We start from the raw sequence: 22,714 nt of genomic DNA, 5'->3' as shown, positions 1-22,714 counted from the left end.
AATAATTCAAGTGAATTTGTTTGAAAGAAGAACTTTAAAAGCTTTATTTTCACCCGATAAAATACCCATAAAACAAGAGGAAGCTCATTTGAGCTTCCTCTTGTGAAAAATTGTGGGACAGCAATGGGAGCTTAACTCCTCTTTTTTTTTATTTCGACGCGATAAACTCTCGAAGTCTATTGCATTCAATCAATGACAGATTTTGATCTGCTTTCCAGGCAATTTATGTTATAAAGTTACATGAGTTAGACATCCACGATGGGTACATGCATATGACTGATCACAGTTCACCTGAAAAATCACCTTGGGGTTGGAAAGCACTGATTATCTTCTGTATTTTAGGTGGATTATTCATGTTGTTTTTCTGGCTTGCGGTCAGTAATGAACCAGACTACATGCCAAGCCAGCAAAAGAAAGAAAATACCCAGCAGCATGCATTTAAGAATGCACCTGCGATGTCTCCAGAAGCTTTAGCCAAAGCACAGGCTGACCGTGAAGCTCGTCAGGCGACCTCTTCATCTCATCAGACTCATGAGACGAGCGTGGAAGAGCACAATATGTCTGCTGAAGAACATGCACAGATGGACAATGCTAGCCATGACGAAAATACCACTCATGGCCACTAAGCAGTTCCAAGATCAAATTTAAAAAAGCGAGGTTTTCCTCGCTTTTTTATTTTTTAGTCTTTTAAGCTGAGATACATATCTATATGTGGAATGCCACAATCCAGATATTCTTCACCCTGCACGTCAAAACCCAAGTTCTGATAAAAGCCAATCGCATGTACCTGTGAAGAAAGCTTTAGGAATTCACGTTGCTCTGTCTTGGCCTGATCAATCACAGCCTGCATGATATTTTGGCCGATACCCGTACCACGTGCCGACTGCAACACAGCTACACGACCAATACTGTGATTTTTTAATAAGCGTGCAGTTGCAACGGGTTGATCCTGTAAATAAGCCACAAAATGCGTAGAGATTGCATCCTCAGCATCCCATTCATCTTCGGGAGCAATTTGCTGTTCCTGAATAAAAACGGCTTCACGTATCACTCTGGCATCTTGGGCTAACTCATCCCAGCTGCCTGACACGATCTTAAGATTGTGATTGTCTAGCATTTAGAACCAATTCCCTGCTGATCCCACTGGTTATTCAATAACAATTCCAGTGAATGTTTTTGAATTCCATACATCTCTTTTAATGCCTGAATCTGGGCGAGAACAGCCTGATCGGGCTGTCCATAATCCTTCCGTTTGGTCGCCAGAATCATTTTATTTTTACTGGTGTGTTCTAGGGCCACAAATTCAAAGACCTTGGTTTCATACCCATACGCCTTAAGCAATAAGGCACGAATGGTATCCGTCAGCATTTCGGCTTGCTGCCCAGCATGGATGCCAAACTGCAACATTGGTGACAGCACTTTCGGACTCTGTAATTGCGGTCTTAACTCTTTATGACAGCATGGAGCACACATGATGATCTGTGCATTCAAGCGAATACCGCTATGGATTGCAAAATCGGTCGCCACATCACAGGCATGCAGAGCGATCATCACATCGAGACGTTCCGGTTCATAGGTACGCACATCGCCCTGGAAGAAATCCAGCTGGCTAAAACCAGATTGCTGCGCGACATTCTGACAGAACTCGACCATTTTCGGATTCAGCTCTACGCCGGTGACATACGGCGTCTGACCATGTTTTTGCATATAATCATATAGCGCACAGGTTAAATATCCCTTACCTGAACCGAAATCGACGATACGTAATCCTTGTTCCTGCGGCTGGATTTGAGCCAGTGCGCCTGAGAAAATCTCGACAAATTTATTAATCTGTTTCCACTTACGCGCCATGCTCGGAATGATCTGGCCTTGCTGATCGGTGATTCCTAAATGCTGTAGGAATACACTGTCCTGATCGACATAACGCTGTTTAACCCGGTCATGGCCCTGCTCGGCTTTTGTCTTTGTAGAGGCAGGTTTAGCTTTACTTCGTGTCAGCATGGCCTTTTTCTTGTTTTTCTTCAGCTGCAATTATCCTGATCGGTAAACAGGTTAGCTTGCTTGCAACAGGCCAATAATTCCGTTACTTGAGTCAAGGCTTCATTCAAAGGATAGTTTTTGGTGACATCCTGAGTCTTGTATCGATAGACACAGCTCAAAACCTTCTGTTCATTGAGCGAAATGACTCTAAAGGTCATTTTCTCCAATTGTTCAAGTTCACCTTTATACTGACTTAAGATCAGACGATCAAAATGATCAGTTTCAAAGGCTTGCTGAAAAGCCTCCAAGAACTGTTGTTCCTGAACCGAGAGACAAGTCGATGTCGACATAAGAAAAACCTGATATGAATTGCTGCTCAAGTTTAATTGTTCTTAACTTAAAAGCAAAATTGAATTATTATACAAGTGTATATTTAAAAAGAATGACAACCATGCAGAATGCTCCCCTAGTTCCAGATTATGATCACAATGAGGAACGGATTAATTATATTAGTCACGGCCTCGGTGCTGCACTGGCTTTAATTGCCGGTATTTTATTGATTATTAAAGGCTCTTATTTGAGTGCCGGACAATGGATCGGCCTTTGGGTCTATGCTTTCAGCATGATTCTGCTGTTTTCCGCTTCGATGCTCTACCATATGTCTACTGCTGCTGACCGACGCTATTTTTACAAAAAAGTTGATCATACGGCAATTTACTACCTGATTGCAGGTACCTATACCCCGTTTCTATCGATTGCGATTCCAACAGCCAAGGCCCAGTATTTACTGATTGCCTTGTGGGTGATTACTGTACTTGGAACACTATTCAAGTTCATTTTCATCAACCGTTTCCAGAAACTTTCTTTGGTCGCTTATCTGGTCATGGGATGGCTGGCATTACTGGTTATGGACGATATGCAGCAGTACTTAAGTGCTCAATCTTTAACCTTTCTGATCATTGGTGGCTTAGCATACACTGTAGGTGCATTGTTTTACGCTTTGAAAAGAGTAAGATATACCCACGCTATCTGGCACATTTTTGTATTGATAGGCGCAGGATCACATTTTCTGTCTATCTATCTTTACGTGATTTAATCATCTCATTTCTTCATTTCAGTGACCCTGAGCGAGTTGAAACGAGAAGATTGCAGTTGTTTTTTTAAAAAATTACGCCTTTTTTAAAAAGATTACGCTTTTAAAACTAAGTTTTTTATTTTTAGTAAGTGTAAGGTTATTCATGGCGTCTTCAGATTCTATCGTTGTAACAGAAACTACAGCAACCAATTCAAAATTTCGTGTTTTAACAGCAAGTTTAGTAGGCACTACAATCGAGTTCTTCGATTTCTATATTTATGCCACAGCTGCCGTTATTATTTTCCCTTATCTGTTCTTCCCTACAAGTACAGATCCTATGACTGCGACTATTCAGTCGCTGGCAACCTTTGCGATTGCCTTTATTGCCCGTCCAATCGGCGCTGCACTCTTTGGTCATCTGGGAGACCGGATCGGACGTAAAGCCACACTGGTCGCGGCCTTGTTGACCATGGGTCTTTCTACCGTTGCCATTGGTTTATTGCCAACTTATGCACAAATCGGTATTGCTGCGCCATTATTGCTGGCTCTTTGTCGTTTAGGCCAAGGCCTTGGTTTGGGTGGTGAATGGTCAGGTGCGGTTCTACTGGCAACTGAAAATGCGCCAGAAGGTAAACGTGCCTGGTACGGTATGTTCCCGCAACTTGGTGCACCAATTGGCTTCATTCTGGCAACAGGCTCATTCTTGACCCTTGGCGCATTCATGTCTGAAGCAGAGTTCATGCAATGGGGCTGGCGTATTCCATTTATCTCTAGTGCGCTACTGGTGATTATGGGTCTATGGATTCGTTTGAAATTGCATGAAACCCCTGCATTCCAAAATGTATTGAAAAAGCAGAAAGAAGTGAATGTACCCTTCTTTGAAGTATTCAAAAAGCATTCTAAAATGCTGGTATTAGGTACCATCGCTGCGATCTGTACATTCGTGGTGTTCTACCTGACGACTGTATTCGCATTGCAATGGGGTACCAAACAGCTCGGCTATACACGTGAAGAATTCCTTCAGTTGCAATTAGTTGCAACTCTGTGCTTTGCTGCGTTCATTCCACTTTCAGCGGTACTTGCGGAAAAATTTGGTCGTAAGACAACTTCAATCGCGGTATGTGTGGTCTCTGCTATTTTCGGTATCTTCTTTGCCGACATGCTTGAATCAGGCAGTACGCTGGTTGTGTTCTTCTTCTTATGTATCGGCCTAGCGATCATGGGTCTAACTTATGGTCCGATTGGTACTGTATTGTCTGAAATCTTCCCGACTTCAGTACGTTATACCGGTTCTGCACTGACCTTTAACCTGGCGGGTATTTTTGGTGCATCTTTCGCACCATTGATTGCAACCAAACTGGCAACAACTTATGGCTTGTCTGCAGTAGGTTATTACCTCACAGCAGCCTCTATCCTGTCATTGCTTGCATTCTTGCTGATCCGTGAAACTAAAAATGATGATGTAAACAATCAGATCTAAAGATCTTGACAGATTAAGTCATCTCAATCAAAGCCAGCAGTTCATGCTGGCTTTTTTTATGATTTCACAACAAAAACTTGCTACTTCTTTGCTGATATTTCGGGAACAATCAAATAAATAAAGCCAGAGAATGAGGCAGAGTGATGCAGGATCTTATTGAGCAACTTACTCAAGAACAGCTGGTGGATATAGTGATTCTGCTAGAGGATGATAAAAAACTAGAAGCCATTCGCTATATCCGGGCGCATACAGCTTTAGATGAATCACAGGCGATACAGGTCATTGATAAAATTGTCAGAGAGCATGATCTGGCGCTGAATCGAGACAATAAAGGCAATATCGGCCCACGCTTTACTGATGATGCTGATGAAAATATTCCGGTGGTAACTACATCTTTGGAAGTTCCAGATCATCCCAACCTTAGCATCGCTAAAGATACTGAGGTGGCTGCACAGCAAGTCGGCAAACGTGTGCCCGGCCGTGAGATTGAAAAGAAAATCTGGATCACCGCAGCCGTTATTTTACTGATTATTATTGTGCTCTGGCTACTGCTTTAACAGCAGCGAATGAATCAGTTTTTTTTAGACCAATTCGATAATATCAATGGTTGGTGGTACGCGAAAACGAAATGGTACCCCTACCATGCCCGTTCCCACGGTCACAAATACATCTGCATGCTCATGCCGGTACAAGCCTTTTTTATGGCCCAGAATGGAAACCTTTTTCATCACATAATCCGTCAGCCAGGGTAACTCGACCTGCCCACCATGCGTATGTCCAGAAAGCATCAATGGTCGTGTTGGCAATTTCGGCACCATATCCACGGTATCTGGATTATGCGACAGAATCACCCAAGGCTTGTCTTGAGGCAGATCCGGCATTGCGCGCATATCGGTTTTTCCAGCCCACAAATCCCCTACCCCGAGCAGACGAAATTCATCAAACTCGACAATCTGCCCTTCAATGTCCATAACCTGATTCACTTCCAGCGCATAACGAAGCAATTCCTGAATCGGAGGGCCAGGATACTGTTCATCATGATTCCCTGTCACCGAATATACCGGCGCATGAATTTCTTTTAAGACCGCCAGCTCCTGTGCCAGTTTATTTTCCGGTTCATAAGTCCAGTCTCCTGCGACCACTACCAAGTCAGGTTTCAGATGATTCAACTTATGTACAATCTGTCTTAACTGGCGTTCATGTCCGGAAAACAGGCCAATATGTAAATCTGCAATCAGGGCAATCCGTACCGGTTTTTTAAGTTTCTGCTGAGGATTGATTTGATAAGGCGTGGTTTTAACCCGAATCAAATGCGGCTCGATAAAACGTGCATAACTGAGTACGGCACTAATCACGAAAATAAAAATAGACTCATGAATCGAATAGTAGCCCATCCATCCTGCATAAATACTGAAGAACACCAACGGAATCAGTAAATAGGCCAGATAGAAAGCCAGCAGGTGACAAAATGCTTTAAAGGGATGAATGGTTTCTGTACGCGACTGACTCGACCAGGCCTGATACACTGCCCAAACGGCAAGAATGGCCATGCCTAGATAAAAATAAAAAAGTACGGAACTGGTATCCCACATAGATTTGCCTTGTCGAGTCGAGGAGCTGATTAGTGGCTTTATATTTATCTTTTCATAGCTGGCAATTATACTCAATCCAAATTTTTCAGTCTTTGATGTTTATGGTAAATGCTCCCCACGCTTCCGCTCACTCAAAACCTTCTGGCTTATCAAAAGCTTACCGCTATAAAGCTGGCATTTTACTGAGCTGCAGCCTGGTACTCGGCATTCCTGCTTGCAGTACGCTGCCTCCGCAAACTGAACAGCCTAGCCGGATGGCATTTGAAACGGATACCTCGCAAACCAGTCTGGCCCAGATTGTTGAGCCCTTACGTCGGCAGAATATTGGCCTGACCGGTTATCACGTGTTGCCAGATCCGCTCGAAGCACTCGCTGCACGTATCCAGCTGATTAATAAAGCAGAACGCAGTCTGGACCTGCAATATTACATCTGGGATAACGACCGTATTGGTGCACTGGCTCTGCATGCCCTCATTCAGGCAGCAGACCGTGGCGTAAAAGTCCGTTTATTGATGGACGACAACAATGCCAAGAAAATGGAAGGTATTTATCTGGCGCTGGACCAGCACCAGAATATTGAGGTCAAACTGTATAACCCCTACCGTTTCCGTAAATACCGTGCCATGGATATGCTGCTGGATCTAAAACGGATCAACCGCCGCATGCACAACAAAAGCTTTATTGCCGATAACCAGATTGCCCTGATTGGTGGCCGTAATATGAGTAACCAGTATTATAACGTCAGTGACAGTTATCAGTTCTCTGATGTAGATGTGATGTTGGTCGGTGCCGCTTCTGATGAAATCATTCATTCTTTTGATGAATACTGGAATGATGATTATGCCTACCCGGTGCGGCAGATCGTTAATCCTCGCCATCACACGCTACGCTACCCGAGCCTGAAACAGCAGCTGGAAGAATATAGCCATGATACTGCAATCCAGAATTACCTGAATCTGGCCAATCGTTCTCAGGCTTTCGATAAATGGCTGGAACACAATATTCAGCTTGATTGGGTAGAAGCTGAAGTCGTTAAAGACCCACCAAGTAAAATCAAGTCAAAGGCTAAAACTGAAGATCACTTGAACTTCCAGTTACTACAGCATCTGGAAAAACCGGAAGAGAGTGTGGATATTGTGTCGGCCTATTTTGTACCGGAAAAACAGGGTGCAGAACGTCTCAAGAAACTGGCTTCAGAAGATGTCAAAGTCCGAGTACTGACCAATTCCTATAAGGCCAATGACGTGCCGCTGGTCCATGCCTTTTATGCTAAATATCGTCAGGAATTGCTGGAAAATGATGTAAAGCTCTATGAGTTTTTGGCCGCGCCAGATGCCGACAACCTGAATGCCAATACTGAAGAGCTGGCACAAAAAGCGAAGGTCAGCTTAAAAGGCCTGAGCCGTTCCAGCCTGCATGCCAAACTGATGGCCATTGACCAGAAACAGGTATTTATCGGTTCTTTTAATTTCGATCCGCGTTCAGCTTATTTGAATACTGAAATTGGCGTATTGCTAAATAGTCCTAATCTGGCCCGTGCAGTACACGAAACCATGGACAAGAATTTAAGCAAGTATGCCTATAAGTTGGTTCTAGATGCCAACCAGAACATTAACTGGAAAATCCACAATGCCAAAGGTGAAACAAAGACCTTTAAAAAAGAGCCAGGAATGAAGTGGTATCAAAAAGCCTCAATAAAATTCCTGTCAATCCTCCCGATCGAAGGTTTTATGTAATGAATATCTCTGAGTATTTCTAATAAAAAAGCCTCTTAATGAGGCTTTTTTAATACTTTGGCTTGCAACCTTTGCAAACCCTCCAGCATATTTTCATGTACTAATGCAGTCAGGCTTTCTACTGTATGCCCTTCAGTCGAAATTGCTGGTAAGGCCATCAGATGAGCTGTCACTTTAGGCATTTCCAGAACATTCTGTACATGTTTGGCAAAACTGATGTTCCCAATAAAAGGCGCCACCATATCCAGTTCACCCTGCTGATTCACATAACAGATCAGACAGATTTGTACCGGACGTTGCGCTTCAATCGCTGCACCCAGAATACGTCCATAAATTTTTTTAATTGAGCGTCCATCAGATGTGGTCGCCTCAGGAAAAAATAGAACTGGAATATTCTGTTTCAGGAAGCCGGTAATCTGTTCACGGATTCTGACCGAATCTCCTGAACCACGCTTGATAAATAAGGTGCCACCACCTTTAGCCAGCTTGCCTAGAATTGGCCAATTTTCAATTTCAGCTTTGGCCAGAAAAAACACTCGCGCGCCTGAACCCAAAACGGCGATATCCAGCCAGGACACATGATTGCTCACCCATAATGCCGGCTCACGTGGAATCACGCCATGGACCTGAACCTCAATATTAAATACCTTGCACAACTGGCGACAGAAATACTGCACATATCGGGTATTGTTCGGATTATTCGGATCTTTATACAAACCATGACGGTAAACCAGATAAAACCCCTGGCTGATGGCTGCTAATGCAGAAGTCGTTTTTCTTGTATAAAGAAAGAATTTTGCAAAACCTTGTATCTCAGGTGATTGATTTTGTACAGTCGAGTTCATAAAAAGATCACTAAATCCTAAACAAGATACAGGGAATATCCACGAATTAAACCCATTTTATACTGTTCATGTCCAACTTGCATTGATAATAAAAAACGACCAAGTACATCTATATTTTCAATTTAAATTCATTAAATGAATTAAATAAAATAAATCAATCGAAATATTAGATTAAAAAGGATGCTCATCATGCAAGATGAAACAGTGAAATCAGCTGAGATGATTCGGCCCTTAAAAGTATTGAGCTATATCTTGGGTGGTACCCTGTTATATACGGCGCTGCTCGTAACACTTGCACAACTGTTTGTCACGGCACTCTAAAACAAAGCCCGCTATTTCAGTATCTGTAAAGTTCATTTTCAACTAAAATGAAGTTTTCAACTGGAGATTGGCCTGAGTGGAATATTTTGAGCAACATCAGGGAAAAGAACGCGTCATACTGGTCAGTGTGAGCGTACAAATGCTGGATGACCTTGATGCTGAAGAGTTTCATCTGTTAGCTCAATCTGCAAATGCCGAAATTCTGGAACATCTCTTTGTTCAACGCTTAAAACCGGATGCCAAATTTTTTGTGGGTTCAGGAAAAGCAGAAGAAATTGCTGAACGGGTCAAAGAATTGGATGCCAATCTGGTCATTTTCGATCATGCGCTGACACCTGCCCAAGCACGTAACCTTGAAAATGTGGTGCATTGCCGGGTGGTTGATCGTACCGAACTCATCCTCGATATTTTTGCACAGCGTGCCCGTACCTATGAAGGGAAACTGCAAGTTGAACTGGCACAATTACAGCATCTGTCTTCACGACTGGTTCGTAGCCGTACCAATCTGGATAGCCAGAAAGGCGGGATCGGTCTGCGTGGTCCGGGTGAAACCCTGCTAGAAACAGATCGCCGTTTATTGCGTATCCGCATGGGGCAGCTTAAAGCTAAAATAGAAAAAGTTCGCCAAACCCGTATTCAGGGCCGTGTTGCACGCCAAAAAGCGGCTGTTCCAACCGTGTCTTTAGTAGGTTATACCAATGCGGGAAAATCTACCTTATTCAATATTCTGGCCGATAGCGATGTTTATGCAGCAGACCAACTATTTGCGACTCTGGATCCAACTTTAAGACGCCTGCAATGGGACGGCGTCGGTAATCTGGTACTGGCAGATACGGTAGGCTTTGTGCGTAATCTTTCGCATTCACTGGTCGAATCTTTTAAAGCAACTCTGGAAGAAACCGTTGAAGCCACCCTGCTTTTGCATGTGATTGATTCCAGCAGTCCGGAAATGCTTGAACAAATTGAAGCCGTTGAAAAGGTGCTCAAGGAAATTGGTGCCGACGTCCCGGTGTTACGAGTTTATAATAAAATCGACTGTAGCGGTGAAGATGCCAAAATCATTTATCGCCAGCCCGGTCAGCCTGAACGGGTCTATGTTTCAGCACATAGTGGTGAAGGTCTGGATCTGTTACGCAAAGCCGTGCATGAAGCATTAATGGGTCAGATTCAGCACTTTGAACTGGTATTGAAACCTGCCTATGGCAAACTGCGCAATCAACTTTATGCGCTGAACGTGATTCAGTCTGAACATTATGATGATGAAGGTCAGTTACATATCGATGTACGGATTGCACCTCCGAAGCTGGAACAGTTGATCAAACAGGCTCATTTACCGATAGAAGAAATTCTGGGATCTCAAGCACTTCAATTCCAGCGTCCACTTGAAGAGTTTGAAATCCAGCGTAAGATCGAGTAAAACTTGATAAGTAAACTTTTAAATGACATCACCAATGAACTGGATAAAACATATTGACTGGCCAGCATGGATCAGCACTCTCCTCTTAATTATTGTATTTCGTGAAGCTTCAGTCTGGCTAATGACCCAGCTAGATCATCCTGAATTGGGCAACCTGGTCGGACTCATCAGCCTGCTAGTCACCTTATTTGCCTGGCGCTATTTTGGCAAAATTCCAGCGCGTCTGGTGGATACTAATAACAAGCTGATGAAAGAAAGTGCCTTCGCTTTTTTACCGATTAGTGCAGGCGCGCTAATTATGTTGATGCATATGGGACAAAAAATTCCGGCCTTTATGCTGGTGTTATGCCTGAGTACTCTGCTCCCTCTTTGGATCTACGCCAAAATGGCAAAACGCTGGTTATAGGAGTCGCACATGTTTTCTGTTCTTTATGGCTTTGCGATTACCTTAATTGCTTATCTGCTTGCCAAACCCTGCAATCGTGTTATTCCGCAAATTCCTGTGATTGTGTTTAGCATGTTCCTGGTGCTGGTGATTTTATTGGTGCTGGGTATTCCTTATGAGCATTATATGGATGAGGTCAATCCACTGTTTAACCATTTGCTTGGTTATGTCACAGTTGCACTGGCGATTCCGCTAGCCGCCATGCGTTATGATGACCTGCCACTGAAAGCTATTGTCGGAATTCTGGTTTTTGCCAGTATCAGTGCGGTCGCCTTACCGATGGGTCTCGCCTATTTACTACATATGTCTTCTGGCGACATCATGGCCTTTGCCACCCGTGCAGTCACGACACCAATTGCAATTAATATTGCGACCTTACTGGAGGCACCTGTTAGTCTGGCCATTCTGATCGTCATTTTGTCTGGCGTAATTGGTGCAGCATTTTCACCATTTATTTTACGACATATCAATGATGAGCGTGCTTCAGGTCTGGCTCTAGGTCTAGCAGCACATGCGATTGGTACAGCTCAAGCCTGGCAGCGTGGCAGTGTTGCCGGACGTTATGCTACGTTTGGCATGGCAGTGAATGCCGTTTTTACTGCGATCTGGTTGCCAACTTTTATACTTTATCTGCAAAAAATGTGACTCATCAATCAATATTTAACGTTTGTTTCTGAATGAAACTATTCTTACTATAGGGAAATAAAGAATTTTTCACTCAGGAACAGACCTATGAAAAAGGTTCAATTATTATCCTTTTTAGCCCTGACCTTTTTCAGTCATCTGGCTTTCGCTTCCGATATTTCAGGCACCTGGAGAAGTATTGACGATAAAACAGGATCAGCTAAAGCGATTCTGGAAATTCGTGAAACTTCAAATGGTGTTTATACTGCCAAAATTACCAAGATTACGCCTCGTCCTGGCTATACACCGCGCGAAACCTGTGTTTCCTGCCCTGCACCTTATACCAATAAACCGATTCTTGGTCTGGATGTACTCACCGGCTTAAAGGATGCAGGCAATAATAATTTCTCTCAAGGTAAATTGATTGACCCTTTATCCGGCAATATTTACAACACCAAAGCTAAATTAAGTGCCAATGGCAAACGTCTAATCCTACGTGGTTATGTAGGTGTTTCAGCCTTGGGACGCAGCCAGACTTGGATTAAACAAGATTAATTCATGACTTAGTGCACAGAAGCTTGCATTTTCATGCATTAAGTTGTATCAATATTAGACAGATGCTTTTTTTATACAATATAAAACATGCATATAAATATTAGATTCATTTGCTTTAACAGGCTTAGCATCAAACGGATTTTGATGCGCAATATAAGGAGATAGAATGCAAGACATTACCATGTTAAAGATCTTACTGAATTTCTCTGCTTTTACTGAAAATTCAGTAACAAAGCAATTAACATCGACAGGTTTCTGTCATGGGGAATCAACAGGCTTAAAGCAGATTGACCGAGCGATCTGCAACGCTCATTACTCTAAAATCAACCAAAATTAAAAAACCACACGCTTGTGTTTGGGATAGTTTGTTTCATCTATGAAAAAAGGATAAATATAAATGAATAAATCTAAATTAGGATTAATGCTCATTGCTACATTCATGACTGGGACCATTTATGCACAAGACTTGACCGGGACATGGCAACAAATCGATGATAAGACTGGTTCACCCAAAGCACTGATTGAAATCCGTCAGGACAGCAATGGTACTTATGCCGGCAAAATTGTCAAAGTAACGCCTCGTCCAGGTTATACCCCACAAAAAACCTGTAATAAATGTCCTGCTCCTTATACCAATCAGCCGATCTTGGGGATGGACGTACTGACAGGTTTAAAACAGGTCGGTGATAGCGTGAATTATGAAAAAGGTCGTGTGATTGATCCATTGGCAGGTAAAATTTACGATGCCAAGGTTCGTCTAAGCAGCAACGGCAAACGTTTAACCCTACGTGGTTATGTGGGTGTTTCTGCTTTAGGCCGTAGCCAGACCTGGATCCGTCAGGAATAAGTTCACACTTTTTCTCAAAGCTGCCAAACAGGCAGCTTTTTTATAAATTTAATTCCATGATTTTTAATTATTTATTGACTATTTGTGCAATCTTCCTAACATGTGCGGGCAATAATGAAAAGTTCTTTGGAATGATGGATATGTTAAAGAAGATACTCCTTGCCACATTGACTACAGGATTCATGATGAACCTGTGGGCTCAAGATATTAGCGGAACCTGGCAACAAATTGATGATAAAACTGGAGCAGCAAAAGCCATCATTGTCATCGAAAAAGAAGCAAATAATACTTACTCAGGCAAGATTGTGAAAATCACGCCACGTCCAGGTTATACACCACGCGAAAAATGTAATAAATGTCCAGCCCCTTATACCGATCAACCGATTTTAGGCATGACTATTCTAAAAGGCCTGAAACACGTTGAAGGCACCAAAAATTATGAAAAAGGTCGTGTCATTGATCCATTGGCAGGTAAAATTTATGATGCCAAGGTTCGTCTAAACAATACTGGCAAGCGTTTAACGCTACGTGCCAGTGTGGGTGTTTCAGTTCTGGGCCGCAACCAGACCTGGATTCGCGCAGACTAATCATCAGCACAATAAAAAAGCCACGTTCAACGTGGCTTTTTTGAGCTTTAAATATTTTAAAATACCGGATTATCGACGGCAAACATTTGCTGGTCTTCCAGTCGATAAGCCATCAGCTGATTACCCCAGACACAACCACCATCGACATTCTGAATTCGCTCAGAAATGGTTTTACCCTGTAAGGCAGCCCAATGCCCAAATACAATTTGATGGGTTGCGGTAGTTTTCGATTCAAATTCAAACCAGGGCTTAAAGCCTTCCGGCATCGGATCATCCAATGAATCTTTAAAACTGTATTCCAGACGTCCTTCTGCGTCAGTTAAACGCATCCGGGTCAGGTAATTCACGATACAGCGCGTACGCTCATGACCTTCTAATTCATCTGACCAGAGTGTAGGCTCTTTCCCAAACATTTCCTTTAAGAAAGCATCCACCACCTCAAAATCATCATGGGCAATAATAGCTTCTACTTCTTTAGCCAATTCAGCCGTCTTGGTTGCATCCCAGATATTGGGAATCCCGGCATGGGTCAGTACCGTCTGTTCATTCGGAAACAGGCACATCGGCTGTTTACGGATCCAGTCAATTAACTCATCACTGTCGATCGCATCAATCACATCACGGACATTGTCCTTGTCTTTAATCGGCTTGATGCCACGTGCATAAGCCAAAAGAGTCAGATCATGGTTACCGAGTACTGTTGCCGCCACGCCATTATCCGCCAGCTTTTTAATAAAGCGTAATGCACCCAGCGAGTTTTCCCCTCTAGCCACCAGATCACCAGCAAACCAGATAAAGTCCTGATCAGGATCAAAACGGATTTCTTTCAGCAGTGCTTTCAAGGCTTCAAAACAGCCTTGCACATCACCAATCACATAATTGTATCGAACAGTGCGAGTCATTATTCTTAAGCTACCATTTGATCAGATAAAGCCACAAATTGGGCAAGTGTAAGTGTCTCTGGACGTGCCATTGGATCCACACCTGCCTTTTCAAAACCATCTTCAACCAGCATCCCTTTCAGGCTATTACGCAAAGTCTTACGGCGCTGGGTAAATACATGCGATACCAGACGAGCCAAAGCTTTTTCATTTTTTGCCACGATCGGTTTTACATCATATGGCTCCAAACGGAACACGGCAGACGTCACTTTTGGTGGCGGATTGAAAGAGCCTGGCGGCACTTCAAACAGGAAAGTCGGTTTGCAGTAATACTGAATCATTACCGACAAACGACCATATTCTTTGGTGTTCGGTGATGCAGTAATACGATCAACCACTTCTTTTTGCAGCATGAAGTGCATGTCTTTCACTTTGTCACCGAATTCCAGGAGATGGAACAACAGTGGTGTCGAAATGTTATAAGGCAGGTTTCCGACTACACGTAACGGACGGCCTTCTTCAAACAAATTGGTGAAATCGTATTTCAGTGCATCTGTTTCAATAATGGTTAAACGTTCAGGATGCGGCACACGACCCGGCAAACCAGCGGCCAAGTCACGGTCCAGCTCAAGTACAGTCAAGGCATCACATTCACCAATTAAAGGTGATGTCAAAGCAGCCAGACCCGGACCAATTTCAACAATATTTTCGCCTGCACGCGGATTTACCGAACGCACAATTTTAGCAATGACACGTTGGTCATGTAAGAAGTTTTGACCAAAACGCTTACGCGTGTGATGCCCTTCATCTTTTGGGTTTAAGGCATTAATCTGATACATAGACATTTCCAACGTGTAATAAAGACGAGATCATTGACGCGCTAAATCCAGCGCCAAATCCACAGCCACATGTAAGCTTGAGCTTTTCGCAAGGCCTGTACCTGCGAGGGAGAGTGCTGTGCCGTGATCGACAGAAGTTCGGATAAACGGTAAGCCCAAAGTAATATTGATGGCTTCACCAAAGCCCTGAGATTTTAACACAGGTAAGCCCTGATCGTGATACATCGCCAGAACAGCATCGGCATCTTTCAAGTTTTCAGGAGTAAATAAAGTATCTGCAGGCAAGCTCAGGCTCATATTGATACCTTGAGTACGGTAAGTCTCCAGTACTGGATTGATGACTTCAACCTCTTCCATCCCCAGATAACCGCCCTCACCTGCATGTGGGTTTAAACCACAGACCAGAATATGCGGATGTTCAATTTTGAATTTGGATTTCAGGTCGTGAATCAGGATATTAATCACCTGATGCAGGCGTTCCGGAGTAATCGCATCAGCAACTGCACGAAGTGGAAGATGTGTGGTTGCTAAAGCCACGCGCAAGGTTTTGGTTGCTAACATCATCACCACACGCGGTACACCTGCGAATTCCTGGTAATACTCGGTATGACCGCTAAAATGGATGCCTGCATCGTTAATTACCGACTTTTGCACTGGTGCAGTCGCTACACCCACGCTTTTATTCGTCATAGCATATTCAGCTGAACGACGTAGCTGCTCCAGTACATAAGCGGCATTATGGCTATTCAGCTGTCCTAGTACTACCGGCTCTTTTAAAGGCACGTGCTCGACATAAAGCTGACCTTTTTCTGAAGAAGTCGTTTGCCCTGTATATTCAATCAGTTCAACCAGAAGTTTTAACTGCTGCGCCCGTTGACGGAGCATTTCCAGATCGGCAAGTACCACCAATGGACGTTCATCAATACGATCCGCCAAACTCAGGCAGATATCTGGACCAATTCCGGCAGGTTCACCACTGGTAATATATAAAGGCAGCATGACTTTCTTCTGTATTATCAATTGTCCTTATTTTAGTACAAATTTCACAGGGAAAGTTCTAGATAAAGGTTTAGATGATGTTTATTCAAATAATACTGTACCTTTCTCATTATATTAAAGAGAGATAAAACCGGACTGACATCAATGAACCCTATAAAGAGTTTCGGGCAATCATCTCAATACTCGACATGTTTAGCTTTTGGCATTTTCAGGGAAGATTGCCTCAAGTTTAGAAGGCAAACCTAGGTAGACTCGAAGACAGGCCATTTGTTAAAGAAATACATATTAAAAAACAACCGTGTTCATTCATACAAAGATGCGCCCCTAGTCTTAGGTCCATTTTATTATTTAATGATTAAGCATATGTGTTTATAGGCTAAAAATCCTACTGGTCATTTATTGAAAGACGTTGTAAAATACAGCGCTTGAAATTTTATATTTTCATTGTGGTTCTCCCGGCTTTCGGGTAGAATTCGGTCTCCTTTTGTTTGGACAGCTTCCATAGTCCAAACCAACTATAATAGGTAGTGGTTTAATGAAAACTCTCAGCGCTAAGCCAGCTGAAGTTCAACACGACTGGTACGTTGTTGATGCTTCTGGCAAAACTTTAGGTCGTCTCGCGACTGAAATCGCTCGTCGTTTACGCGGTAAGCATAAAACTTCTTATACTCCTCACGTTGACACTGGTGATTACATCGTTGTTATCAATGCTGAGCAAGTTCAAGTGACTGGTAACAAATCACTTGACAAGAAATACTATCGCCATACTGGTTTCCCTGGTGGTATTCGTGAAACTAATTTTGAAAAATTAGTTGCTCACAAACCAGAAGAAATTTTCCAACGCGCTGTAAAAGGCATGTTGCCAAAAGGTCCTCTTGGTTATGCAATGATCAAAAAAATGAAAGTGTACGCTGGTACTGAGCATCCACATACTGCTCAACAGCCACAAGTTTTGGACATCTAAGGGATACAGCACATGGCTACTAACTATGGTACAGGTCGCCGTAAGACCGCAACTGCACGTGTTTTCCTATCTGCTGGTACTGGTAAACTCGTAATCAACAACCGTTCTTTAGAACAATACTTCGGTCGTGAGACTGCTCGTATGGTTGTTCGTCAACCTCTAGAGCTTCTTGAAGCGACTGAGAAATATGACCTTTACATCACTGTTGCAGGTGGTGGTATCGGTGGTCAAGCAGGCGCTATCCGTCACGGTATTACTCGTGCACTGATCGCTTCTGACGAAACTCTTAAACCTGCTCTTCGTCAAGCTGGTTTCGTTACTCGTGATGCTCGTGAAGTTGAACGTAAGAAACTTGGTTTACGTAAAGCTCGTAAACGTCCTCAATTCTCTAAACGTTAATTCGTTTACCGAATCGGACAAAAAACCCTGGTGTATACCAGGGTTTTTTTATGGCTTGAAAATGACCACTTAATATTATTTTTATTGTCATTGTTCATGCACATCCTTACCCCATACCCCTTCATGACACCAGAAGGATTTGGTCAGATAATAATTCGCAACACCGATGATAATAAACAGAATGATTAAGCCAAAATTCATGATCATGTTGTTCTGCTCCTTTCATTTTTTTCTCTACTCTACCCTGCCTTAGTCCAATTGGCTTTTTATGCTTCGTGCTTTTTAGGTTGATTTTTAGTATCCTAGTCTATTCATTAGAACTTAATCAGGATTTATGTCAGTCGAAAGCGCGCCACTTCAAGGACTCACCTTATATAGCCATGCCGATGACTTTCGTTCCCATTGGATTCGCTACGTACTTGCCGAAAAGCAGATTAAATATAACCTGATCCTGGTCGATAGTGATGATGAAGATCTGGCCAGCCTCAATCCTTATAACCAGCTGCCCATGCTGATTGAAAATGATTTAAAATTGTTCAATACCAGCATCATTTCAGAATATATAGACGATCGTTACCGCCAGAACAAGCTCTATGCAGATGCCCCTATGCCACGTGCGGAACAGCGGCAATATATCTGGCGTTTTGAAAATGACTGGCTCAAACTGGCCGATATCATGTTATGCCACCCAGATACTTTGGATGCTGCAGCCAAAGTGAAGGCACAAAAACAGCTGCATGATATCCTGATTTCATTAACGCCCTTGTTCCAGCATTTTCCTTACTTTATGTCGGAACAATTCAGCATTTTAGATTGTATGCTGGCTCCCATTTTCATTCGACTTAAAAGCATGGGAGTAGAATTACCTCGACAACAATGTCGTCCATTTTATTTATATTGCCAGCGAGTTTTTAGCCGTCCTGCATTTGCAAAATCCATGACCTTGCAGGAAAAAAACCGCTACCAAGAGCAAATTAAACCTGTAGAGAAACATCATGTCTGAACAAGAATTCAACTTAAGTCCTACCCGTCCCTATATGGCACGTGCAATCTATGAGTGGATTTGCGATAACAATATGACGCCTTATCTGCTGGTCGATGCTACACGTCCAAACACCATGGTACCCGAGCAGTTTATTAAAGATGGCCAGATTGTCCTGAATATTGTGCCGCATGCAGTTCATGCGCTGAATATGGATAATGAAGCCATCACCTTCTCAGCACGTTTTGGTGGTGTATCACGTGATATCTATGTACCGATGGCAGCAGTCCTCGGGATCTATGCACGTGAAAATGGTCAAGGATTATTCTTTGATCCAAATGAATATGAGCATACACAAAATGATGAAGATGCTTTAAAATCAAGCACTGAAGAACAGCCTGAACCCGCAAAGAAAAAACCAACCCTAAGGTTATTAGATTAAAAATAATGGAGTAAGTGAATGGCTTTTGATTTAGTACAATATTTTGTTGAACAGATAGAAACTCAAAAGCCTGAGCTTCTACAAAGCTATACAAAAGAAGAAAGACGTAAATATATTTCAGAAATCAATGCTCTCACTTTAGGCAAACTGATTAGCGAATGGCGCAATAACCCGCAAAAAATTTATAATGAAATAAAACACCCAGATGAACTTTATATCCTGGAAATCGCCCGTCACCTGACTACCCGAGTGGAAAACCAGTCAACTTTACCAAAACCCGAGCTGGAACAGCTCACGTCTGAAATTTTCCATTTTCAGCTGACTGAATTAAAGCAGTTACATGATACTGGCAATCATAATCAGACCAGTATCCAAGAGCTGCTAAAAGGACAAATTGAACATTTGTCTGGCCAGGCAGATGATTGGGTTTGGACAACAAATAACCTAACAGAACTCAAAGGCTCTAAACCAATTCATGAAGAAGAGCTATCATTAGAAGCATCAATGAAGGAGTTTAGCCAAATGGTTCATCAAAATAGCCAGCATCATGATGTTGAAGAAGTTGCTGTTGTAGAAACACCAACCTGGGCAAAAATCGTTGAGCCAGTGGTTGCGCTTGCGATTCTTTGGGTATTGATTGATGCAGTATTACGCGTATTTGCATAAATACTTCAACCTCAAAAATTCAGTTTTACTAAAAGCCAATGAGATATTGGCTTTTTTTATTCTTTAAATTTATCAGGGAATAAAGTGAATCTATTTTTTCAACTGAAATTTTTACCTAATTAGTTCCATAATCCATTCAAAATATTTTATTACATCTTTTAGATTAAGGTGAGATTATAGATTAAAAAATAATCACAAAATCATTTCACATATCCTTAAATAAAAAGATAAACGCATCACATAATTAAAAAGTACAAGTTAAAAATTAAGATATAAAGTAAAACATTAAATTTTATATGGTTTTTATTTCAATTGTAATTTACTCCCCCATTTTTATAATGAATTTGAATGAAAAAGATAATATTCGAACTTCATTAAATACAACTATCGCATCAACTATTTTTATAACAGGGAAATAATTATGGCTAAGGTAACCTAAGATACACTTACAGACATTGATGGTTTCGTTGCTGCAGCATTAGCTGATGGTGAAAGCGGCTTGGCTTTAGCAACTCAAGGTGGTGGCAATATCGATCTTGAACTTGCAGCAGCCGGCAATACAGAAGTGGTTCGCGCAAAACGCCGTGTAGCGAATTCATTAAATCTGAATGACTCGATTGAAGATATTCTGATTACGCTGGGCAAGCAATATCATCTCATTCGCCCACTCGAAAAGAATAATAATGTATTCCTGTATCTTGTACTGGATCGTTCTAAAGCAAACCTGGCTATGGCTCGTCATGAGCTTAAATCTTTTGAACAAGGTTTAGACTTTAGCTAATACACAGTTTTCCCCTTTATTTCATGCGATAAAAGGGATTCTTATACGCTTCACCCAATAAAATATAAACTTTAATCGAGACTTAAAATGCATAGGCATTATATTCATATTGGAATAGCAGATTTAAGTATTCACGATGCAGATGAACTAAAAAAGACTTTACAGCACATCACTCCTGATCATTTTATCCTGCAATGGAACACTGCTTCCGATCCTCATCTCGATTGCCTGTTTGTATATGAATACTTTCTTGAAACAGAGGGTATTCAACGTGTTCTCAAAAACCAAAAATGCCCTTATTTATGCATTTCTAAAAATACTCAATACTCGAACCAGATTATAAATAATACGCTCGCTTTACCCCTGCAAAATACACGAAATCTCAAGCACTGGTTTGAGCAAAACGTCCTAAATTCAGAAATTACCTCAGAAATAGAAGAACCTATATTTTCAGCCCCCGTTCAGAGCCAGGAATCTTCTAACCATCCTTACACCATTAACTTTTTTAAAGAGATGCTGCATCCTGAAAAAGGTAAATTACATCTCTATGATCAGCATGGCACCATTGCCATTATTGACTCAGCAAAAAACCTGGCCTGGTTAAACAAAGACCGGGCTGAAACTGGCACAGACTTTTCTTTTCAATATGACTTCGCATCTACTAGCGACCTCTTAAAAGTTACACGTAGAGAAACGCAGATTCTCCAAGACTGGTTATGGAATTTTTTCTGGAACTCGCCTAGTTTTGCTCAGATCGCACCTGAAGATGATCACTATAAAATTCACTACTGGCCAAAGCCGGCTCATTCGCTGCATAAAAAACGTATTTTTCAGATATCAGCCTGTTTTATTCAAGGGGCTAAAATTTCAAAAATTGCTGAACAACATGCAATTTCTTTACTCACGCTTCGACAATTTATCGCAGCCAGTATGGCTTCAGGAAATATTGAAAAAATTAATGCTTGGGAAAGTCGCTATCGCACCACTGAGCCAGTTGAAAGAACAGAACAGCAAAATTTCATTAAAAGCTTTTTTGGAAAGCTTCGATTTAAATTTGGATTTTAATAAAGTAAATACTTATGATTTTACAACAATATAAAATCGTTTTTGCGGGCTCCATGGGCGCAGGTAAAACAGCCGCGATACGTTCATTAACTGATATACCAGTGTTACTCACTGAGGCACTGAATACTGACGACCGCAGCCATACAAAAATGGAAACCACGGTAGGAATCGATTATGGTGAGATCACATTAGAAGATGGAACCAAAATTGGCCTGTATGGGACGCCTGGACAAAGTCGCTTTGACTTTATCTGGCCTGTCATCTGTCAAGGCGCACTAGGTGCCATTATCCTTATTGATCATACAGTGAGTGATCCGATCCAGGAACTGGAAAGCTATATCGAAGTATTCCAGGAATATACCCATAATATTGCCATTGGGATTACGCACAGTGATCTTGAAAGCCCTCATTTTACCCAGATTTATAAGGACTGGCTGATCCAGCAGGATCTCTATACTCCCCTCTTTTTTGTAGATGCACGTCAAAAAGACGACATCTTACTTCTCTTAGAAGCCCTCATTACTTCAATCGAAGTCAACCATAACCTCATGAGCTAAGGATTAAAGCATGCTCACTATACAAGAAAGACGTCAAGCCCCAGAAGCCCTCGTACAGCATGCCAAACAGCAAATTCAGGAGATTATTAGCAATGTTCGTGGCGTATATTATGTAATGGTCTGCTCAACAGATGGGTTTGAATTGGCCACAATTCATAAGAAAGACAACTATAACAATAGCAAGCTTGCTGCTGTGAGCAGTTCGATTTTAGCGATGGTTTCTGCATTTACTAAAGAGATCCATCTTACTGGCTGTCAGAGTATTACTTTGGATGCAGAAAATGGAAAAGCCATTTTGACAGCAGTTGCAGCACCGAAACACCCTCTTATTCTGGTCACTTTAGCTGAAAAAGACATTTTATTGGGTCAGGCCCTGTATATGCTGAAGAATGCCACACAGTCCATTATCGCTGCAGATCAATAAATAGATAGATTCAAAAAAGGCTTAAATTTATTTAAGCCTTTTTCTATTTCATCTTTATTTTTTCTATAAAAAAAGCCCCCTGCATGAGCAGAGGGCTTTTGGAATAATGAGCTGGCGATGACTTACTCTCACATGGGAGACCCCACACTACCATCAGCGCTAAGAGGTTTCACTTCTGAGTTCGGGAAGGGATCAGGTGGTTCACTCTTGC

28 protein-coding genes, 1 rRNA gene and 1 pseudogene are annotated in these 22,714 nt (G+C 42.0%); 22 read left to right on the top strand and 8 right to left on the bottom strand.

Annotated elements, in window-relative coordinates; all coding sequences use genetic code 11:
• Positions 1-272: 272 nt before the first annotated feature.
• The gene (locus FTV14_RS14070; RefSeq protein WP_034705429.1) at positions 273-626 is read left to right on the top strand and encodes a hypothetical protein; all 354 of its coding nucleotides are present in this window, start codon (positions 273-275) and stop codon (positions 624-626) included.
• A 53-nt stretch (positions 627-679) separates the two neighbouring features.
• Here FTV14_RS14070 and FTV14_RS14065 read toward each other — a convergent pair whose 3' ends face one another.
• Together FTV14_RS14065 and FTV14_RS14060 are read right to left on the bottom strand one after the other, a co-directional pair.
• Entirely contained in the window at positions 680-1,117 is a 438-nt protein-coding gene (locus FTV14_RS14065) for a GNAT family N-acetyltransferase (protein WP_179993352.1), read from the bottom strand.
• A pseudogene (locus FTV14_RS14060) lies at positions 1,111-2,330 on the bottom strand (SAM-dependent methyltransferase). Before FTV14_RS14060 ends, FTV14_RS14065 begins: the two are co-directional and overlap by 7 nt.
• 101 nt (positions 2,331-2,431) lie before the next feature.
• On the opposite strand from FTV14_RS14060, the gene FTV14_RS14055 reads away from it, so the two are divergent.
• The 3 genes from FTV14_RS14055 (at position 2,432) to FTV14_RS14045 (ending at position 5,092) form a co-directional block, all read left to right on the top strand.
• Positions 2,432-3,076: a hemolysin III family protein gene (locus FTV14_RS14055; protein ID WP_179993351.1), complete on the top strand. Its 645-nt coding sequence runs from the start codon at positions 2,432-2,434 to the stop codon at positions 3,074-3,076.
• 142 nt (positions 3,077-3,218) lie between these two features.
• Entirely contained in the window at positions 3,219-4,535 is a 1,317-nt protein-coding gene (locus tag FTV14_RS14050; protein ID WP_159123666.1) for an MFS transporter, read from the top strand.
• A 143-nt stretch (positions 4,536-4,678) separates the two neighbouring features.
• A complete protein-coding gene (locus FTV14_RS14045; RefSeq protein ID WP_179993350.1) occupies positions 4,679-5,092 on the top strand; it encodes a hypothetical protein in 414 nt (137 codons plus the stop codon).
• Between the two features lie 24 nt (positions 5,093-5,116).
• On the opposite strand, the gene FTV14_RS14040 is transcribed toward FTV14_RS14045, so the two are convergent.
• Positions 5,117-6,127 (bottom strand): metallophosphoesterase, encoded by a 1,011-nt coding sequence (locus tag FTV14_RS14040; protein ID WP_179993349.1) that lies wholly within the window; start codon positions 6,125-6,127, stop codon positions 5,117-5,119.
• Positions 6,128-6,228: 101 nt separating this feature from the next.
• Between FTV14_RS14040 and FTV14_RS14035 the strand changes: the two genes are divergently transcribed.
• Positions 6,229-7,863, top strand: a complete 1,635-nt coding sequence (locus FTV14_RS14035) for a phospholipase D family protein (RefSeq protein ID WP_179993348.1) — start codon at positions 6,229-6,231, stop codon at positions 7,861-7,863.
• Between the two features lie 35 nt (positions 7,864-7,898).
• On the opposite strand, the gene FTV14_RS14030 is transcribed toward FTV14_RS14035, so the two are convergent.
• Complete coding sequence (locus FTV14_RS14030) at positions 7,899-8,708, bottom strand: 1-acyl-sn-glycerol-3-phosphate acyltransferase (RefSeq protein ID WP_159123662.1); 810 nt, start codon at positions 8,706-8,708, stop codon at positions 7,899-7,901.
• 189 nt (positions 8,709-8,897) lie between these two features.
• Between FTV14_RS14030 and FTV14_RS16105 the strand changes: the two genes are divergently transcribed.
• From FTV14_RS16105 to FTV14_RS13995, 8 genes are all read left to right on the top strand, one after another.
• Positions 8,898-9,029: a hypothetical protein gene (locus FTV14_RS16105; protein WP_004785224.1), complete on the top strand. Its 132-nt coding sequence runs from the start codon at positions 8,898-8,900 to the stop codon at positions 9,027-9,029.
• A 76-nt stretch (positions 9,030-9,105) separates the two neighbouring features.
• Positions 9,106-10,446 carry a ribosome rescue GTPase HflX gene (hflX, locus tag FTV14_RS14025; RefSeq protein ID WP_166139222.1) on the top strand — a complete coding sequence of 447 codons (1,341 nt, stop codon included), beginning with the start codon at positions 9,106-9,108 and terminating at the stop codon, positions 10,444-10,446.
• A gap of 34 nt (positions 10,447-10,480) precedes the next feature.
• Positions 10,481-10,852 carry a hypothetical protein gene (locus tag FTV14_RS14020; RefSeq protein ID WP_034704120.1) on the top strand — a complete coding sequence of 124 codons (372 nt, stop codon included), beginning with the start codon at positions 10,481-10,483 and terminating at the stop codon, positions 10,850-10,852.
• 9 nt (positions 10,853-10,861) lie between these two features.
• Positions 10,862-11,536 carry an LrgB family protein gene (locus FTV14_RS14015; protein WP_159123660.1) on the top strand — a complete coding sequence of 225 codons (675 nt, stop codon included), beginning with the start codon at positions 10,862-10,864 and terminating at the stop codon, positions 11,534-11,536.
• An 87-nt stretch (positions 11,537-11,623) separates the two neighbouring features.
• Positions 11,624-12,070, top strand: coding sequence for a DUF2147 domain-containing protein (locus FTV14_RS14010; protein ID WP_179993346.1), 447 nt, complete (start codon positions 11,624-11,626; stop codon positions 12,068-12,070).
• 166 nt (positions 12,071-12,236) lie between these two features.
• On the top strand, positions 12,237-12,407 hold the full coding sequence (locus tag FTV14_RS14005; protein ID WP_159123658.1) for a hypothetical protein: 171 nt from the start codon (positions 12,237-12,239) through the stop codon (positions 12,405-12,407).
• 60 nt (positions 12,408-12,467) lie between these two features.
• Entirely contained in the window at positions 12,468-12,917 is a 450-nt protein-coding gene (locus FTV14_RS14000; RefSeq protein ID WP_004785238.1) for a DUF2147 domain-containing protein, read from the top strand.
• A gap of 140 nt (positions 12,918-13,057) precedes the next feature.
• Entirely contained in the window at positions 13,058-13,504 is a 447-nt protein-coding gene (locus tag FTV14_RS13995) for a DUF2147 domain-containing protein (RefSeq protein WP_179993345.1), read from the top strand.
• A gap of 56 nt (positions 13,505-13,560) precedes the next feature.
• Here FTV14_RS13995 and FTV14_RS13990 read toward each other — a convergent pair whose 3' ends face one another.
• From FTV14_RS13990 to pdxA, 3 genes are read right to left on the bottom strand one after another with little or no spacing between them, the layout of a single operon-like run.
• On the bottom strand, positions 13,561-14,406 hold the full coding sequence (locus FTV14_RS13990; protein WP_179993344.1) for a symmetrical bis(5'-nucleosyl)-tetraphosphatase: 846 nt from the start codon (positions 14,404-14,406) through the stop codon (positions 13,561-13,563).
• 5 nt (positions 14,407-14,411) lie between these two features.
• Positions 14,412-15,224, bottom strand: coding sequence for a 16S rRNA (adenine(1518)-N(6)/adenine(1519)-N(6))-dimethyltransferase RsmA (gene rsmA / locus FTV14_RS13985; protein WP_159123656.1), 813 nt, complete (start codon positions 15,222-15,224; stop codon positions 14,412-14,414).
• A 30-nt stretch (positions 15,225-15,254) separates the two neighbouring features.
• Complete coding sequence (gene pdxA / locus FTV14_RS13980; protein WP_218945719.1) at positions 15,255-16,223, bottom strand: 4-hydroxythreonine-4-phosphate dehydrogenase PdxA; 969 nt, start codon at positions 16,221-16,223, stop codon at positions 15,255-15,257.
• Positions 16,224-16,758: 535 nt separating this feature from the next.
• On the opposite strand from pdxA, the gene rplM reads away from it, so the two are divergent.
• The 9 genes from rplM (at position 16,759) to FTV14_RS13935 (ending at position 22,503) form a co-directional block, all read left to right on the top strand.
• The gene (rplM, locus tag FTV14_RS13975; protein WP_004785249.1) at positions 16,759-17,187 is read left to right on the top strand and encodes a 50S ribosomal protein L13; all 429 of its coding nucleotides are present in this window, start codon (positions 16,759-16,761) and stop codon (positions 17,185-17,187) included.
• Between the two features lie 12 nt (positions 17,188-17,199).
• Positions 17,200-17,586 carry a 30S ribosomal protein S9 gene (gene rpsI / locus FTV14_RS13970; RefSeq protein ID WP_004785251.1) on the top strand — a complete coding sequence of 129 codons (387 nt, stop codon included), beginning with the start codon at positions 17,200-17,202 and terminating at the stop codon, positions 17,584-17,586.
• A 334-nt stretch (positions 17,587-17,920) separates the two neighbouring features.
• Positions 17,921-18,589: a glutathione S-transferase N-terminal domain-containing protein gene (locus FTV14_RS13965; protein ID WP_104425777.1), complete on the top strand. Its 669-nt coding sequence runs from the start codon at positions 17,921-17,923 to the stop codon at positions 18,587-18,589.
• Positions 18,582-19,010 carry a ClpXP protease specificity-enhancing factor gene (locus FTV14_RS13960; RefSeq protein ID WP_034171093.1) on the top strand — a complete coding sequence of 143 codons (429 nt, stop codon included), beginning with the start codon at positions 18,582-18,584 and terminating at the stop codon, positions 19,008-19,010. The genes FTV14_RS13965 and FTV14_RS13960 overlap by 8 nt, the downstream gene beginning before the upstream one ends.
• A gap of 18 nt (positions 19,011-19,028) precedes the next feature.
• A complete protein-coding gene (locus FTV14_RS13955) occupies positions 19,029-19,676 on the top strand; it encodes a hypothetical protein (RefSeq protein WP_005237167.1) in 648 nt (215 codons plus the stop codon).
• Positions 19,677-20,130: 454 nt separating this feature from the next.
• On the top strand, positions 20,131-20,457 hold the full coding sequence (locus FTV14_RS13950) for a roadblock/LC7 domain-containing protein (RefSeq protein ID WP_249365120.1): 327 nt from the start codon (positions 20,131-20,133) through the stop codon (positions 20,455-20,457).
• 87 nt (positions 20,458-20,544) lie between these two features.
• Complete coding sequence (locus FTV14_RS13945) at positions 20,545-21,522, top strand: hypothetical protein (RefSeq protein WP_179993343.1); 978 nt, start codon at positions 20,545-20,547, stop codon at positions 21,520-21,522.
• Between the two features lie 14 nt (positions 21,523-21,536).
• A complete protein-coding gene (locus FTV14_RS13940) occupies positions 21,537-22,079 on the top strand; it encodes an ATP/GTP-binding protein (protein ID WP_179993342.1) in 543 nt (180 codons plus the stop codon).
• Positions 22,080-22,089: 10 nt separating this feature from the next.
• Complete coding sequence (locus tag FTV14_RS13935; RefSeq protein ID WP_004785266.1) at positions 22,090-22,503, top strand: roadblock/LC7 domain-containing protein; 414 nt, start codon at positions 22,090-22,092, stop codon at positions 22,501-22,503.
• A gap of 109 nt (positions 22,504-22,612) precedes the next feature.
• On the opposite strand, the gene rrf is transcribed toward FTV14_RS13935, so the two are convergent.
• Positions 22,613-22,714, bottom strand: a 5S ribosomal RNA gene (rrf, locus tag FTV14_RS13930); the annotation flags it as partial.

The organism is Acinetobacter sp. YH12236, assembly GCF_013417645.1.
In the GTDB taxonomy this organism is placed as follows: domain Bacteria; phylum Pseudomonadota; class Gammaproteobacteria; order Pseudomonadales; family Moraxellaceae; genus Acinetobacter.
The sequence above is the reverse complement of the archived record's forward strand: the minus strand, read 5'-3'. Positions and strand labels throughout refer to the sequence as shown.

Excerpts from the sequence above, each read along its gene's own strand:
- FTV14_RS14070 (WP_034705429.1), top strand. The coding sequence starts at position 273 with ATGACTGATCACAGTTCACCTGAAAAATCACCTTGGGGTTGGAAAGCA.
- FTV14_RS14065 (WP_179993352.1), bottom strand. The coding sequence starts at position 1,117 with ATGCTAGACAATCACAATCTTAAGATCGTGTCAGGCAGCTGGGATGAG.
- FTV14_RS14055 (WP_179993351.1), top strand. The coding sequence starts at position 2,432 with ATGCAGAATGCTCCCCTAGTTCCAGATTATGATCACAATGAGGAACGG.
- FTV14_RS14050 (WP_159123666.1), top strand. The coding sequence starts at position 3,219 with ATGGCGTCTTCAGATTCTATCGTTGTAACAGAAACTACAGCAACCAAT.
- FTV14_RS14045 (WP_179993350.1), top strand. The coding sequence starts at position 4,679 with ATGCAGGATCTTATTGAGCAACTTACTCAAGAACAGCTGGTGGATATA.
- FTV14_RS14040 (WP_179993349.1), bottom strand. The coding sequence starts at position 6,127 with ATGTGGGATACCAGTTCCGTACTTTTTTATTTTTATCTAGGCATGGCC.
- FTV14_RS14035 (WP_179993348.1), top strand. The coding sequence starts at position 6,229 with ATGGTAAATGCTCCCCACGCTTCCGCTCACTCAAAACCTTCTGGCTTA.
- FTV14_RS14030 (WP_159123662.1), bottom strand. The coding sequence starts at position 8,708 with ATGAACTCGACTGTACAAAATCAATCACCTGAGATACAAGGTTTTGCA.
- FTV14_RS16105 (WP_004785224.1), top strand. The coding sequence starts at position 8,898 with ATGCAAGATGAAACAGTGAAATCAGCTGAGATGATTCGGCCCTTAAAA.
- FTV14_RS14020 (WP_034704120.1), top strand. The coding sequence starts at position 10,481 with ATGAACTGGATAAAACATATTGACTGGCCAGCATGGATCAGCACTCTC.
- FTV14_RS14015 (WP_159123660.1), top strand. The coding sequence starts at position 10,862 with ATGTTTTCTGTTCTTTATGGCTTTGCGATTACCTTAATTGCTTATCTG.
- FTV14_RS14010 (WP_179993346.1), top strand. The coding sequence starts at position 11,624 with ATGAAAAAGGTTCAATTATTATCCTTTTTAGCCCTGACCTTTTTCAGT.
- FTV14_RS14005 (WP_159123658.1), top strand. The coding sequence starts at position 12,237 with ATGCAAGACATTACCATGTTAAAGATCTTACTGAATTTCTCTGCTTTT.
- FTV14_RS14000 (WP_004785238.1), top strand. The coding sequence starts at position 12,468 with ATGAATAAATCTAAATTAGGATTAATGCTCATTGCTACATTCATGACT.
- FTV14_RS13995 (WP_179993345.1), top strand. The coding sequence starts at position 13,058 with ATGTTAAAGAAGATACTCCTTGCCACATTGACTACAGGATTCATGATG.
- FTV14_RS13990 (WP_179993344.1), bottom strand. The coding sequence starts at position 14,406 with ATGACTCGCACTGTTCGATACAATTATGTGATTGGTGATGTGCAAGGC.
- rsmA (WP_159123656.1), bottom strand. The coding sequence starts at position 15,224 with ATGTATCAGATTAATGCCTTAAACCCAAAAGATGAAGGGCATCACACG.
- pdxA (WP_218945719.1), bottom strand. The coding sequence starts at position 16,223 with ATGCTGCCTTTATATATTACCAGTGGTGAACCTGCCGGAATTGGTCCA.
- rplM (WP_004785249.1), top strand. The coding sequence starts at position 16,759 with ATGAAAACTCTCAGCGCTAAGCCAGCTGAAGTTCAACACGACTGGTAC.
- rpsI (WP_004785251.1), top strand. The coding sequence starts at position 17,200 with ATGGCTACTAACTATGGTACAGGTCGCCGTAAGACCGCAACTGCACGT.
- FTV14_RS13965 (WP_104425777.1), top strand. The coding sequence starts at position 17,921 with ATGTCAGTCGAAAGCGCGCCACTTCAAGGACTCACCTTATATAGCCAT.
- FTV14_RS13960 (WP_034171093.1), top strand. The coding sequence starts at position 18,582 with ATGTCTGAACAAGAATTCAACTTAAGTCCTACCCGTCCCTATATGGCA.
- FTV14_RS13955 (WP_005237167.1), top strand. The coding sequence starts at position 19,029 with ATGGCTTTTGATTTAGTACAATATTTTGTTGAACAGATAGAAACTCAA.
- FTV14_RS13945 (WP_179993343.1), top strand. The coding sequence starts at position 20,545 with ATGCATAGGCATTATATTCATATTGGAATAGCAGATTTAAGTATTCAC.
- FTV14_RS13940 (WP_179993342.1), top strand. The coding sequence starts at position 21,537 with ATGATTTTACAACAATATAAAATCGTTTTTGCGGGCTCCATGGGCGCA.
- FTV14_RS13935 (WP_004785266.1), top strand. The coding sequence starts at position 22,090 with ATGCTCACTATACAAGAAAGACGTCAAGCCCCAGAAGCCCTCGTACAG.